Origin of the sequence: Salmonella sp. 32031103-2018-00083-FB-01-SM-01, assembly GCF_017571995.1 — a bacterium.
Classification (GTDB): Bacteria; Pseudomonadota; Gammaproteobacteria; order Enterobacterales; family Enterobacteriaceae; genus Salmonella; species Salmonella enterica.
On the sequence record NZ_JAGEQL010000001.1, the window covers coordinates 601,027 to 614,752 of the forward strand.

General features: G+C 51.3%; 13 protein-coding genes. 6 read left to right on the forward strand and 7 right to left on the reverse strand.

Going from position 1 to position 13,726, the window contains the following annotated elements; genetic code table 11:
* The first annotated feature begins 88 nt into the window (after positions 1-88).
* On the forward strand, positions 89-982 hold the full coding sequence (locus J4614_RS02950) for a PhzF family isomerase (RefSeq protein WP_000804290.1): 894 nt from the start codon (positions 89-91) through the stop codon (positions 980-982).
* Between the two features lie 35 nt (positions 983-1,017).
* Here the strand turns inward: J4614_RS02950 and nhoA are convergent, their stop codons facing one another.
* Complete coding sequence (gene nhoA / locus J4614_RS02955) at positions 1,018-1,863, reverse strand: N-hydroxyarylamine O-acetyltransferase (RefSeq protein ID WP_000200327.1); 846 nt, start codon at positions 1,861-1,863, stop codon at positions 1,018-1,020.
* 282 nt (positions 1,864-2,145) lie between these two features.
* A complete protein-coding gene (gene steA, locus J4614_RS02960; protein ID WP_208293055.1) occupies positions 2,146-2,778 on the reverse strand; it encodes a type III secretion system effector SteA in 633 nt (210 codons plus the stop codon).
* Positions 2,779-3,290: 512 nt separating this feature from the next.
* Between steA and ansP the strand changes: the two genes are divergently transcribed.
* Positions 3,291-4,784, forward strand: a complete 1,494-nt coding sequence (gene ansP / locus J4614_RS02965) for an L-asparagine permease (RefSeq protein WP_000857110.1) — start codon at positions 3,291-3,293, stop codon at positions 4,782-4,784.
* A gap of 76 nt (positions 4,785-4,860) precedes the next feature.
* On the opposite strand, the gene J4614_RS02970 is transcribed toward ansP, so the two are convergent.
* Together J4614_RS02970 and J4614_RS02975 are read right to left on the reverse strand one after the other, a co-directional pair.
* On the reverse strand, positions 4,861-5,082 hold the full coding sequence (locus J4614_RS02970) for a YgdI/YgdR family lipoprotein (protein ID WP_000732362.1): 222 nt from the start codon (positions 5,080-5,082) through the stop codon (positions 4,861-4,863).
* Between the two features lie 144 nt (positions 5,083-5,226).
* On the reverse strand, positions 5,227-6,288 hold the full coding sequence (locus tag J4614_RS02975) for a YncE family protein (protein ID WP_000550636.1): 1,062 nt from the start codon (positions 6,286-6,288) through the stop codon (positions 5,227-5,229).
* A 263-nt stretch (positions 6,289-6,551) separates the two neighbouring features.
* Between J4614_RS02975 and pqqU the strand changes: the two genes are divergently transcribed.
* On the forward strand, positions 6,552-8,672 hold the full coding sequence (pqqU, locus tag J4614_RS02980; protein ID WP_208293056.1) for a TonB-dependent receptor PqqU: 2,121 nt from the start codon (positions 6,552-6,554) through the stop codon (positions 8,670-8,672).
* Between the two features lie 55 nt (positions 8,673-8,727).
* Here pqqU and mcbR read toward each other — a convergent pair whose 3' ends face one another.
* Positions 8,728-9,393 carry a colanic acid/biofilm transcriptional regulator McbR gene (gene mcbR, locus J4614_RS02985; RefSeq protein WP_001119592.1) on the reverse strand — a complete coding sequence of 222 codons (666 nt, stop codon included), beginning with the start codon at positions 9,391-9,393 and terminating at the stop codon, positions 8,728-8,730.
* Positions 9,394-9,726: 333 nt separating this feature from the next.
* Positions 9,727-10,764, reverse strand: a complete 1,038-nt coding sequence (locus J4614_RS02990; protein WP_001543095.1) for an NADP-dependent oxidoreductase — start codon at positions 10,762-10,764, stop codon at positions 9,727-9,729.
* A 210-nt stretch (positions 10,765-10,974) separates the two neighbouring features.
* Between J4614_RS02990 and mddA the strand changes: the two genes are divergently transcribed.
* The gene (gene mddA, locus J4614_RS02995) at positions 10,975-11,490 is read left to right on the forward strand and encodes an L-methionine sulfoximine/L-methionine sulfone acetyltransferase (protein WP_000155373.1); all 516 of its coding nucleotides are present in this window, start codon (positions 10,975-10,977) and stop codon (positions 11,488-11,490) included.
* Positions 11,490-11,939, forward strand: a complete 450-nt coding sequence (locus J4614_RS03000; RefSeq protein WP_001076565.1) for a DMT family transporter — start codon at positions 11,490-11,492, stop codon at positions 11,937-11,939. Before mddA ends, J4614_RS03000 begins: the two co-directional genes overlap by 1 nt.
* Positions 11,940-11,943: 4 nt before the next feature.
* Here J4614_RS03000 and J4614_RS03005 read toward each other — a convergent pair whose 3' ends face one another.
* Positions 11,944-12,177: a YdcY family protein gene (locus J4614_RS03005; protein ID WP_000018720.1), complete on the reverse strand. Its 234-nt coding sequence runs from the start codon at positions 12,175-12,177 to the stop codon at positions 11,944-11,946.
* 223 nt (positions 12,178-12,400) lie between these two features.
* Between J4614_RS03005 and srfA the strand changes: the two genes are divergently transcribed.
* Positions 12,401-13,726 (forward strand): virulence-associated effector SrfA, encoded by a 1,326-nt coding sequence (gene srfA / locus J4614_RS03010; RefSeq protein WP_208293057.1) that lies wholly within the window; start codon positions 12,401-12,403, stop codon positions 13,724-13,726.

Here is a 13,726-nt window from a genome sequence, read left to right on the forward strand (position 1 = left end):
TACGCTTACCGGGCAAAGAAAAACGCCTGGGCGTCGTCATTCGGCAACGCACAGGCTATGATGATTCTTCAGCCAAAGGAGAACATCAATGAAACCGCAGATTTACCATGTTGACGCCTTCACCAGCGAACCCTTTCGCGGCAACTCTGCTGGCGTTGTCTTACATGCGGATACGCTAAGCGACGCGCAGATGCAGCTGATTGCCCGTGAACTTCGTCACTCGGAAACCGCCTTTTTGCTAAAAAGCGAAGAGAGTGATGTGCACATACGCTACTTTACACCGACAGTAGAAGTCCCCATCTGTGGTCATGCCACCGTGGCCGCGCATTATGTTCGGGCAACGGTACTGGGGTTGGGAAACACCACCGTCTGGCAAACCTCGTTAGCGGGCCGTCATCGCGTTGAAATTCATGCCGAACACAACGACTATCGCATCACGCTGGAACAAGGTCAGCCCTCTTTTGAACCACCGCTAGTCGGAGAGATTCGGGCTGCCATCATCACCGCACTAAACCTGACTGAAGATGATATCGTGCCGGGAGCGCCTATTCAGGTGGCTTCAACAGGACATGCAAAAGTGATGATCCTGCTCAAACCAGACGTTGATATTGATGCCCTTTCTCCGAATCTGGCAGCCCTGACGGCAATCAGCCAGCAAATTGGCTGTAACGGCTTTTTTCCTTTCCAGATTCGTCCGGGAGAAAACGAAACCGATGGGCGAATGTTTTCCCCGGCGATAGGGATTGTGGAAGATCCGGTAACGGGAAACGCCAATGGCCCGATGGGGGCATGGCTCGTCCATCATGGCCTGATGGCGCATGACGGTAAAACGCTGCAGATTCAAGGCCATCAGGGGCGCGCTTTAGGCAAAGAGGGTACTGTTGATGTTACCGTCACCATTCGCGATAACGAGCCGGAAAACGTCACCATCTCCGGCCAGGCGGTCATTCTGTTTCATGCCGAATGGGCCATTACTTTTTAATCTTTGTCAGGCCCGCAAATCCTCGCGGCAAAAAACTATTTTCCCGCCTCCGGATGGGTATCAAATGCAGCCATTACCGCGGCCAGCTCCGCCTCGGTAAAACCGTGCTTTACATCATTTACGCCGAGACCAAACTGCTGCTGAAGTAACTGATACAACGACGGTACATCCGGTATATTGACCTGTTCAACGGCATGTCCCTGGTGGTAACGCGTGAAGTGGAAATTCGTTAATGTCAGCTTGCCGCCATCAGGCAAATGGCGGCACATCAACAAATGATGACGAAAATGGGATTGCGGCCAGTGAGCCGACCAGAAATTGCCCATCACATGATCGCTCTGCTGCTGCACCCCCAGATCAAAACAGTACATCGACTGCCAGTGCTCATGGTGGCGGAATTGTAAAATCCATGTGCTCCCCTCCTGCATCAGGCGGTATTCGCCATGCGGCGTTTGCTGAGCAATTTCAGCCTGCAGACGAAGCGGCGCGGTTAGCGTTTGGCCGCCAAACCCCACGTCCGCGATCCACTGCTCGTCCTCAACATCAACCAGCAGCAAACGGTGCGTGCGCGGCGGTAAACTGGCGGGATGAGACAGAATGACCCGCCCCAATAAGCTTCGGACGTTAAAACCGATGTCGCGTAACGCACGTTCAAACAGGCCATTCAGTTCAAAACAGTATCCACCGCGTCGGGCATAAAGCAGTTTCTCCTCTAATGCCGTCTCATCGAGCTGTATTTCACGAGGCAGTAGCACATCCAGATTTTCAAAAGGAATCGCGCAGTTGTGCGCTAAGTGAAGCGTCCTGAGCGCTTCAACCGTAGGAACCCCCAACGGCTGACAATGTAATCGCGTAAAATAAGCATGTAAAAAAGAGGTCATCTGAGGCTTCCATTAACATTAATGCTTGCGTTCGGCACACAGGCTGAGGCGGATATCGCTGCGCAACAGGATACCCTATCCGTGGAATAGCGTTGGATACTTTTGAAAAAAATAAGACAGGCCGGCTACAGCGCCGGAGGTACGTGGGATTTTGGCCTACAAACGGAAATCGGTTCTGAGAATCTCTTTGCGGCACGCCGCCAAAATAGCGGCGTGTTAAAATTTTTAACGCCAGCTCAGCGAATCTGATTTCTAACAAAACTGGCTAAACATAAACGCTTTTTAATACTTGTCCAAATAGTTATGGTAACGATCTTTTATGTCGGCCGCCCATTGCACTTTCGCCTCCTGCATGTCGCTGGCCCGAGCGATATAATGTTCTAAACTCGGAATGGCGCCTAATGCCTGAGGTAAGGCATTATATTCTGCTATTCGCTCTCTGACGGTTTTATATTTTTCATCAATATCATAATGATAGTACGCTGGCGCTTCAAAAAAGCCCTCTTCCAGTCTCATACAAATATCTTCAAAGGACCCCTTAACCTCAACGGTATGTTCGCCATCCGATATCCTGACGATTGGCTCACGTCCAGCCATCAGCGAGAGTTGTTCGAATGTTAACATCCGACCATCAGAAAGCTCGACATCTATAATAAATTGTTCATCACGTACAGCATCTGCAAGGTGATTATGGATAGTCCCTGCATTGGCACAGAACTCCTCAACTTTAGGCGTAACATTGCAACAATGTTCAATTACTCTTGTAAATCCGTAGGCCAGTCCTGCGGTAAGCACCCACAAGATGCCTTTCATGATTTTTGTTGATAATTTATTTTCATAATCTCCTGCAGCAACATGAGGTAGCTTATTTCCTGATAAAGCTCTGGCATAGGTAGAAACTGATGTATGTGGCATATCCTGCTCCTTCAAATTTTGCTCAATAGCTTTATATGTCCTACTCCTCTCTCATTATGACGATATGTCAATCAACAAAATTGCTCAAAGGCATATATTTTCAGGAGAAAATGAGAATAACAGGCGCAACGGCCTTATCTTATGCTGCTGCAATATCGTCAGGTAGTTTACCGTTCGAGGTTATATCTATGACCATAAATCCCACAAGTGATTAGCGCTGGTTAATTATTGCGCAACGCAAGCACTGCGGATTTGTGCTGGCGTCTTATCTGGCTGAATCGTGACCACACCGCACCACATCTGACCACACAAATAAACTCGACATTCTCATTTTGTTCTTTCCGTATGTTTTGCGTCATTTAACAATTGCAGGTAGGATGCTCCGCCGGCGGTTTTATCCCTGTCACAGAATCAGGGAAAAGCGGCATTCGCCATTGCAGGCAATCGATTGGTGAGCGCCCGTCGCGGCATAAGGAATTTTTCTGTCAGGACAGGCTATAACAGGTAACGTAATGAAAACACAGACTACGCACGCCGCAGAACAACATGCGGCGAAACGACGCTGGCTGAACGCCCATGAAGAGGGGTATCACAAAGCGATGGGGAATCGTCAGGTTCAGATGATTGCTATCGGCGGCGCGATTGGCACCGGTTTATTTTTAGGTGCAGGCGCCCGATTGCAAATGGCCGGACCGGCACTGGCGCTGGTCTATCTGATATGCGGCATTTTTTCTTTTTTCATTTTACGCGCGCTGGGCGAACTGGTATTGCATCGCCCTTCCAGCGGGAGTTTCGTCTCCTACGCCCGTGAATTTTTGGGTGAAAAAGCGGCCTACGTCGCAGGCTGGATGTACTTTATTAACTGGGCGATGACCGGGATCGTCGATATCACCGCAGTGGCGTTATATATGCACTACTGGGGCGCATTTGGCGACGTTCCGCAATGGGTGTTCGCGCTCGGTGCGTTAACCATTGTCGGTACCATGAACATGATCGGCGTAAAATGGTTTGCCGAAATGGAGTTCTGGTTCGCGCTGATAAAAGTACTCGCCATTGTTATCTTCCTGGTGGTAGGCACGATTTTTCTCGGTACCGGTCAACCGCTTGAGGGTAATGCCACCGGTTTTCACCTGATTACAGATAATGGCGGCTTTTTCCCGCACGGCCTGTTGCCCGCGCTGGTACTGATTCAGGGCGTGGTGTTCGCTTTTGCGTCGATTGAACTGGTCGGTACCGCCGCTGGGGAGTGCAAAGATCCACAGACGATGGTACCAAAAGCCATCAATAGCGTGATCTGGCGTATTGGTCTTTTCTATGTAGGATCGGTCGTATTGCTGGTTTTGCTGCTGCCGTGGAACGCCTACCAGGCGGGGCAAAGTCCGTTTGTCACCTTCTTTTCTAAACTTGGCGTGCCTTATATCGGCAGTATTATGAATATCGTGGTGTTAACCGCCGCGCTTTCCAGCCTGAACTCCGGGCTTTACTGTACGGGGAGAATTTTACGTTCAATGTCGATGGGGGGTTCCGCGCCGAAATTCATGGCGAAAATGAGCCGTCAGCATGTGCCCTATGCGGGTATTCTGGCGACTCTGGTAGTTTACGTGGTCGGCGTGTTCCTGAATTACCTGGTCCCCTCCCGCGTGTTTGAGATCGTTCTTAATTTTGCCTCGCTCGGCATTATCGCGTCGTGGGCGTTTATCATGGTGTGCCAGATGCGTTTACGCCAGGCGATAAAAGAAGGCAAAGCCGCAGACGTCAGTTTTAAACTGCCCGGCGCGCCTTTTACCTCCTGGCTAACGCTGCTGTTTTTACTAAGCGTGCTGGTACTCATGGCGTTTGACTACCCGAATGGAACTTACACTATCGCCTCGTTGCCGCTGATCGCCATTCTGCTGGTTGCCGGCTGGTTTGGCGTGCGACGTCGCGTGGCGGAGATCCATCGAACTGCGCCAGTAACGGCGGATTCGACAGAGAATGTCGTATTGAAAGAAGAAGCAGCGACATAACATTCCCCTTCCCCGGCAGCCCCAGGCCTGCCGGGTTTAATGCGCGTTGCCGCCAACACCGCATCGCGCCCAATGCTTAGTCAGCCTTAATCAACTGCGCCACATCATTGCTGTTAATTTCCCGCTGGTTGCCTTCCTGATCGGTATAACTGGTCATCCCCGTCTCTTTATCTAACTGCGGCTTACCCTGAGTTACGATCGTTTGCCCATTCTTCGTCGTCATTACATAGTTGGTTGTGCAACCCGCAAGCATAAAAAACATCATGCCCAAACCTGAGCATATAAATAACTTTTTCATATTTTCCTCGTGAATATAATGAGTTAACTACAGCAAAAAGGCAGTGTAATTCTCACAGAATCATCAGGCTATCGGCGGGGTGTAACGAGGCGTATCGGTGCGTTTAAAGAGATGACTGGAGGGGTTTCCCCCTCCATACCCTATTTACAGAGCAATGCGAATAACATCATCCGGCTGCGTCGCTTCCTGTTCACGTGTCGATTTCTGCTTCACGCTGACGTAGAGCGTTTTACCGTCTGCCGATAGCGCCAGGCTATTCGGGTACGTCGGCGTATCGAACGTTTTAACAACGTTATAGGTCTTCGCATCGATCACGCTGACCTGCCCTGCCTGACGATGCGTCACATACGCCTCGTTACGTGTCGGGTTAAACAGGACGGCCAAAGAAGCAGGCGCCGCGATTTTGGCAAGAATATTGCCATTACGGGTATCGACAACCAGAACCTCAGTCGCCTTCGAGTCGGTGATAAACGCGCGATGACCTGCGGTATCGAGACTCAGGTTAATAAAGAAGTGTTCTTTACCGTCATCCAGCAACTTCTTACGACTGAGAATTTTATTGCTGGCGGTATCGATGGTGATAAATTCACCATCCGCATTGGTGGTGTACAGGCGTTGCGCTTTACTGTCGAGCGCCAGACCCGTACTCATTTTGCCGGTATTTTCGATCGTCGTTTTCAGTTTGATGGTTTCGCCATCCACTACCCAAATAGCACTCTCTTTACCAACACCGCTAATGTAGATCGTGTTGGTCGCCGCATCGGCAACCAGCTCACGGGGCTGTAACGGACGAACCTCTTCAGTACGTTTGCGCGCATCAAGTACCAGACGACCTTTTACATCACCCGTTTTGGCATCAATCGCGGTAACAGCGCTGTTAATGGTATTGCCAAACCACAGCGTTTGGGTCGCGGCATTGATGGTGGCGCCGAACGGCTTGAGATCGTTATGAATCGCTTGCGTGATTTCCAGCGTCACCGGGTCGAGACGATAAACTACGCCGCCTTTATCCAGTTTACGGCTTTGCGATGTAGCCAGCCAGAGCGCGTTTTCTTGCTGACTCCAGGCCATCTCATAAGCGCCTTTGCCTACCGCTTTACGCAGCATGTCTTCCGCCGCCAGCGTGCTAAATGAGGATGCGACGAGGAGCGAACCTAACAATAAAGAACCACGCAGGCGCGGCGAAAAAAGATGACGTAAGTGCATGACGACTCCCTTTGATAAAAACGTGTATAGCTGCTTCACACTACTTCGCTGCGCGGGATCTTCGTTCCGCACTTATTATAAGTTGAGAATAATAATCATTATTTATCAGAAAGTGGAGCTTTTCCTCGCCTGCGAATGTCATGGCTCTTAAATACCGCACATTTTCTTAACTTAATGTGCGATTAAAATTTCAAAACTTTACATATTGACTACCCTTAATGTCACGTTTTCCGTTGATACGCTTACATTTATCCGGCATTTTCATGAAAATTATTTCCGTTAGACAGCGACTTTATCCCGCCCTCTTATTGCCTCTGACCTTCTCCCCGGCCCTTCAGGCCGCCAGCGTGCCCAATGAACAAACCATGATAGTCACCGCAACGCCGCAAACCGTATCCGAACTGGATACACCTGCCGCCGTTAGCGTCATTGAGGGAGAAGACATGCGTCTGGCGACGCCGCGCGTCAATTTATCTGAGTCTTTAACCAGCGTCCCGGGATTGCAGGTGCAGAACCGGCAGAACTACGCGCAGGATCTGCAAATCTCTATCCGCGGATTTGGCTCGCGTTCCGCCTTTGGCGTGCGCGGCATTCGTCTGTATGTTGATGGCATTCCCGCCACCATGCCGGATGGGCAAGGCCAGATTTCGAATATTGATATTAACAGCATACAAGACGTTGAAGTGTTACGCGGCCCTTTCTCAGCGCTATACGGCAATGCTTCCGGCGGCGTGATAAATGTCACCACCGAAACCGGCAGACAGCCGCCTACCCTTGAGGCCAGCAGCTACTACGGCAGTTATGGAAGCTGGCGCTATGCGCTAAAAGCCACGGGCGCGATGGGTGACGGCACACAGCCAGGCGACGTGGATTACACGGTATCGACTACCCGTTTCACCACCCACGGCTACCGCGATCACAGCGGCGCGCGAAAAAATCTGGCTAATGCCAAACTGGGCGTGCGCCTTGACGAGGCCAGTAAACTCTCGCTGATTTTTAATAGTGTGGACATTAAGGCGGACGATCCCGGCGGACTTACCGAATCTGAATGGAAAGCCGATCCGCAACAGGCGCCGCGCGCTGAACAGTACAATACGCGTAAAACCATCAAACAAACTCAGGCAGGATTGCGTTATGAACGTCAGCTCAGCGCGCAGGATGATATCAGCGTGATGGCCTACGCCGGAGAGCGGGAAACCACGCAATACCAGTCTATTCCCCTGGTGGCACAGCTAAAACCAGCCCAGGCTGGCGGCGTAATTACACTGCAACGCCACTATCAGGGCATTGATTCCCGCTGGACTCACCGGGGAGAATTAGGTGTGCCGGTCACCTTCACTGGCGGATTAAATTATGAAAACATGAGCGAAAACCGCAAGGGTTACAATAACTTCCGCCTCAACAACGGCACCCCTGAGTTTGGGCATAAAGGCGATTTACGCCGGGATGAGCGTAACCTGATGTGGAATGTCGATCCTTATCTGCAAACCCAGTGGCAGCTTACGCAAAAACTCTCGCTGGATGCTGGCGTGCGCTACAGTTCCGTGTGGTTCGATTCTAACGATCACTATATCGCGCCCGGCAATGGCGATGACAGCGGCGACGCCAGCTATCACCACTGGCTACCCGCCGGATCGCTAAAATATGCGTTAACTGACGCCTGGAATCTCTATCTTGCTGCCGGTCGCGGATTTGAAACTCCCACAATCAATGAGCTTTCTTATCGCGCTGACGGCCAAAGTGGGTTCAACTTTGACCTCAAACCGTCGACCAATGATACGGTGGAAGTCGGCAGTAAAACGCGGATTGGCAATGGCTTGTTGACCGCCGCGTTATTTCAAACCGATACCGATGATGAAATTGTCGTCGCCAGCAGTATGGGAGGACGCACTACCTACAAAAACGCTGGCAAAACACGCCGCCAGGGCGCAGAACTCTCGTTGGACCAGCGCTTCGCCGGCGACTGGCGGGTGAAAGCATCATGGACCTGGCTGGATGCGACCTATCGCAGTAACGTTTGTCAGGGGCAAAACTGTGATGGAAACCGGATGCCCGGCATCGCACGTAATATGGGATTCGCCTCATTAGGTTTTATCCCGGATGAGGGGTGGTACGCCGGAACAGACGTTCGCTATATGGGCGATATCATGGCCAATGATGAAAATACCGCCAAAGCGCCTTCGTATACCGTTGTTGGACTAAATACAGGGTATAAATTTAATTACAGTCAGCTTACCGTCGATATTTTTGGGCGGGTAGATAATCTATTTGATAAAGAATATATCGGTTCAGTGATCGTTAATGAATCTAATGGCCGATATTATGAGCCAGCGCCAGGGCGTAACTATGGCGTGGGGATTAATCTGGCATGGCAATTTGAATAAATATCCGGCAAATATCCGGCAATAGCGGGGAATCCCCGCTATTGATAAGTCATAGTTACATGAAGTACTGATTTTTAATCGTCGCTACGTTTTGTTGCAAAACGTTCTGTAGGCAATGGCGACTGGCTTCTTTATCACCAGTCACTAACGCATTAAGCAATTTTCTGTACAGATTAACGCCGTTTTGATAATCATCAAGTTTAAAATTATCATATAAAAAATGCAGGCTTGGCCCCAGGCGTACCCATAATTGCTCGATCATGGCATACAGCGTTGGCATATCCGCGTAGTGGTAGATCTCAAAGCGGAATGCGCGGTTGGCCAAAAGAATTTTCTCCATAACGCCACTTTCCAGCGCCTGTTGAAATTCATCTAATAGCGCATTCAGCGTCTGCTCGCGATCCGGAGTAATCTTACCCGCAGCGGCGACCACCGCCATCTCCTCCAGGGCAGTACGAATCGTATTAATTTCCAGCAAACTTTCCAGCGAGATCTCCGGCACCATAAACGCCTGTGCTGGCGCCACCGCCAAAGCACTGGAAGAGACCAGCCTTAACAGAGCCTCACGCACCGGCGTAATACTGACGCCTAACTCTTGAGCGATATTTTTAGTGATAAGCCTTGCGCCTGGTTTTAATGCGCCAATAGACAATTGATGCTTTAACCGATTTTCAACCTGTGTGGTCAGGCTTATATGTTGTGTTTTTTCCGTACCCGGCATTTTCCTTCCTTCACCTCTTGGCAGAACAACATCGCAATCGAGTCCCGAAGAAGTTTCGGAACTTAATTGTAAAAAAGATAATCCAGGCCTGAACGGCCAAATAAATAAAAGTGATAATTTACTTGCGTGATATTCTCATCTTTTACAACAATACAGGTTTCTTTATGGCAACCGTTTTATCTCCGTCATTCCTTCATGTATCGAGATTTTTGACCGGTTCAGGCCGCTGAGGGAGATAAGCTGCCCCACCGCGATCTGAATGATGAATATAAGTAAAGCCGGAATTTTAAAATTTGCACATTTTTATGGCGACATAATGCCGCCATTTTTTCTTTACGCATCGTCCGCTAAACGTATCACGACTTTGCCAAAGTTCTTCCCCGCCAGCAGCCCCATAAACGCTTCTGGCGCATTTTCCAACCCATCAGTAATCTGCTCCCGGTAATGTATTTTCCCTTCTTTGATCCAACGCCCCATTTCTTGCTGAAACTCATGTATCCGGTGACCATAGTCCTGGTTGATGATAAAACCTTGCAGACGAATACGCTTTTTAAGTAATGTCGCCATCAGCAGAGGCAGTCTGTCTGGACCGTCCGGCAACGCTGTCGCATTGTAGCCGCTGACCAGACCGCAGAGCGGAATCCGCGCCGACGTATTCAGTAGCGGTAAGACGGCGTCAAAGACTTTACCACCGACATTCTCATAATAGATATCGATACCCTGCGGGCAGGCCCGCGCAAGCTGTTGTGGGAAATTATCAGCGTGATGATCAAGGCACAGATCAAATCCCAAAACGTCTGTCGCATGACGGCATTTTTCCGCGCCGCCAGCAATACCCACGACCCGGCAGCCCTTCAGCTTGCCAATTTGCCCAACCGTTGCGCCTACGGGGCCAGTGGCGGCGGCGACAACCAGCGTTTCGCCCTCTTTCGGCTGGCCGATATCCAGTAACCCCATATAGGCGGTAAATCCCGGCATTCCTAAAATACCCAGCGACCAGGAAGGATGTTGCGGATTATCACCCAGCTTTACCAACCCTTCGCCATCTGAAATGTCATAATCCTGCCAACCATTGTAACTCAACACCCATTCGTCTGGTCGGTAATCAGGATGGTTTGACGCGACAACGCGACTGACCGTACCGCCAACCATAACGCAGCCAGGTTCAACAGGCGGCGCATAAGAGGGTTCATCGCTCATGCGGCCACGCATATAAGGGTCGAGTGATAAAAAAACGGTACGCAATAGCACCTGCCCTTCACCGGGCGTCGCGACGTCATCTTCTTCGAGGCGGAAGTTATCCATCTGCGGCGCGCCGTGGGGACGCGAGGCCAAAACCCAACGACGATTTCGGTTGGTCTGTTGCTTCATTCTATTCTCCTCATGCCTGGCATAATCCATCAATAATAGTCGAACATTCGCTATCTGAGGGAGTTAAACACTCTCAGATATCAGGCTGTGCGCTTTTATGAACGACTTTCCCCCCTCCTCGCTAAACATGCATTCTTGCGCTAATTCGTTGATTTATGCCGCCTTCAATAGTATTTCTAACACTATCGTAAACATTCCCTGGGGTTCCCTATGACGATTCGCTTTGCCGATAAAGCAGACTGCGCCGCGATTACCGAAATCTATAACCATGCGGTATTACATACTGCGGCCATCTGGAACGATCGGACGGTCGATACGGATAACCGCCTTGCCTGGTATGAGGCCCGTCAATTGCTGGGCTATCCGGTGCTAGTAAGCGAAGAAAATGGCGTGGTGACTGGCTATGCATCATTTGGCGACTGGCGCAGTTTCGACGGTTTTCGCTATACCGTCGAGCACTCGGTTTATGTTCATCCGGCGCACCAGGGGAAAGGACTGGGGCGAAAACTGCTCAGCAGACTGATCGACGAAGCCCGACGCTGCGGCAAGCATGTGATGGTGGCCGGTATTGAGTCACAGAATGCCGCCTCAATACGCCTGCATCATTCGCTGGGATTTACCGTTACCGCGCAAATGCCGCAGGTCGGCGTAAAATTTGGCCGTTGGTTAGATCTTACGTTTATGCAGCTCCAGCTTGATGAACACGCCGCGCCGGACGCCTGCTGATGAACCAGTCGCTGACGCTTATCTTTTTGATCGCCGCCGGCGTCGGGCTGGTGGTACAAAACAGTATTATGGTGCGTATTACGCAGACATCATCGACGATTCTGATCGCTATGCTGTTGAACTCGCTGGTAGGGATCGTTTTATTTGTGACGATATTGTGGTTTAAGCAAGGCGCTGCGGGTTTCGGCGAGCTGGTCGCCAGCGTTCGCTGGTGGACATTGATCCCCGGTCTGCTGGGGTCATTTTTTGTATTTGCCAGCATTAGCGGGTATCAGAACGTTGGCGCCGCGACGACTATCGCGGTACTGGTCGCCAGCCAGTTAATCGGCGGACTGGCGCTGGATATCGCGCGTAGCCACGGCGTCACGTTACGCGCAATGGTCGGGCCGGCGTTTGGCGCGCTGTTGCTGGTCATTGGCGCATGGCTGATTGCGAAGCGCCAGTTTTAATGGGTTACAGGATCGTGCCGCCTTTGGTGAGCTGTTCGCGGCGCGCGTCCCGATCTTCTTGATATTGCCTGCCGTGATGCGCGATAGCCGTGCGCAAACGCTGCTGCTGCACATAACGATCTTCGCGACGTAATTCAGCGTCATCGCTCAAGGCAATCAGCAATTCATTCATATGGGCAATTACGCTCTCCGCGATAGCGGCATCCACGCGGGCGCTCACTTCCTCCAGGTGCGACATAAGCTCTCCTACTCTTTATTCTGTAACAGCATGATTCGCCTATTATACGCGTTATTGTCGCCCGATGCGGTAATTCGCCGCCGCCACCCTGATTTAACTTACGTCAAGTGGAAACACGGGGCTTAATAGACCGAGAATTCGCGCCTTTTTGCCTTTCTTCCGCCGTTTGCTTGCGTATAGACCCCGTAAAGTAGACGCGTGAAGAAGTCTAAGGGATAACAACGTGGCAAAATCTCTCTTGCGCAGCGGCAATCTGGATGATTATCAGGCCGTGGGCGGCGGCGGTCAGGCCGTATTTGAATCAGCATTGCAAATTCGCGAAACGCTTCGTCTGCGTAAACAGCAGGCGATGGTTGACTGTCTGGCGATTCCGCAACTTAACGATAATGGCGATCGGGTTGACTGGTATTCGCCGATTGAAGGTCAGGCGATAGCGTGGAAAGCGGCTGACGAAGAGACACGTTCTCGGGCTTTACGTTATTTAGCCAGCACTTTTGAAAGCGCGGCTGCACTCAGTCGAAAAAGTCTGCAATCCGGTAAAACAGCGCTTCAGCTATTTGGTTCGCTACTTGAGAAAGCGACGCAATTTCCCGGCGAAAATCATGTTTTCCTGGTTAACGGCAAACCGGTTATCACCTTCTGGGGATTCGTTAATCTTAACGAAAATACACGCGATGATGTGCTGGACTGCCTGCGGGTAACCGAGGCAATCCCCGACATCCCTCTGGTCGAGCCGGAGCCGGAGCCCGAAGAAAAGCCGCTGGTAGAGGCGGCGTTTAGTCAGGCGGATGAACCTTTGTTAACGTCTGTCATCGAGCCGCCGAAAATGCCGGAGGAACCTGTTGCGCCGCCCGTTATCGTTAGCGAGCCGAAGCCAGCCACACCCATCCCGGTTGCTGAGGCGAAAAGAGCTCGCCACCTACCGCTGTGGAGCTTACCTGTCGCTGCCGTGGTTATCGCCGCCGTCGCCACGCCTTTTTTCTGGCCATCTTCATCCGTTGACGGGTCCTCTCCTGTTCGCGCCGCGCCTGTCGCTACCGCGAAAACTGACGTTACCCCATTGCCTGAACTCACCGCGCATTTGCCGCTGCATCGCGCTGAGGTGACGCCCGCCCCCAAAGCGGCGCCGTTGCCGGAAGCGCCTGTTATTATTGCCGCTATCCCCAAAGACGCGCTGGTGATGGACAGTACGCAGATGAAGCTTGGAACCACGCGCTTTTTAAACGGTAGCTGGCGGGTCAGCGTGGATGTCAAAGATCCGATTACCGGCAAGCCGCCCTCTCTGCGTTATCAGATCCAAAATAACAAAGGTATCGCGCGCGTAGTACATGGCGATAACGTGGTTTGTCGGGCGGAAATTTTCTCTGGTCTGCATCAAACGGGCGAGCTGATGATTAAAAGTCGCGGCAATGCGCGCTGCACCGACGGTTCACGTTATCCGATGCCGGAAATTACCTGTAAAGCAGGCGTCAATGACGTCGCAACCTGTACCGCCCGTTATGGCGACCACGCGGCAATTCCGTTGACGTTTAAAAAGATAGGTGCCTGA

Coding starts and splice junctions, on each gene's coding strand:
- J4614_RS02975 (WP_000550636.1), bottom strand. CDS start 6,288: ATGCACTTACGTCATCTTTTTTCGCCGCGCCTGCGTGGTTCTTTATTG.
- J4614_RS03000 (WP_001076565.1), top strand. CDS start 11,490: ATGAACCAGTCGCTGACGCTTATCTTTTTGATCGCCGCCGGCGTCGGG.
- ansP (WP_000857110.1), top strand. CDS start 3,291: ATGAAAACACAGACTACGCACGCCGCAGAACAACATGCGGCGAAACGA.
- steA (WP_208293055.1), bottom strand. CDS start 2,778: ATGCCACATACATCAGTTTCTACCTATGCCAGAGCTTTATCAGGAAAT.
- mddA (WP_000155373.1), top strand. CDS start 10,975: ATGACGATTCGCTTTGCCGATAAAGCAGACTGCGCCGCGATTACCGAA.
- J4614_RS02950 (WP_000804290.1), top strand. CDS start 89: ATGAAACCGCAGATTTACCATGTTGACGCCTTCACCAGCGAACCCTTT.
- pqqU (WP_208293056.1), top strand. CDS start 6,552: ATGAAAATTATTTCCGTTAGACAGCGACTTTATCCCGCCCTCTTATTG.
- mcbR (WP_001119592.1), bottom strand. CDS start 9,393: ATGCCGGGTACGGAAAAAACACAACATATAAGCCTGACCACACAGGTT.
- J4614_RS03005 (WP_000018720.1), bottom strand. CDS start 12,177: ATGTCGCACCTGGAGGAAGTGAGCGCCCGCGTGGATGCCGCTATCGCG.
- J4614_RS02990 (WP_001543095.1), bottom strand. CDS start 10,764: ATGAAGCAACAGACCAACCGAAATCGTCGTTGGGTTTTGGCCTCGCGT.
- J4614_RS02970 (WP_000732362.1), bottom strand. CDS start 5,082: ATGAAAAAGTTATTTATATGCTCAGGTTTGGGCATGATGTTTTTTATG.
- nhoA (WP_000200327.1), bottom strand. CDS start 1,863: ATGACCTCTTTTTTACATGCTTATTTTACGCGATTACATTGTCAGCCG.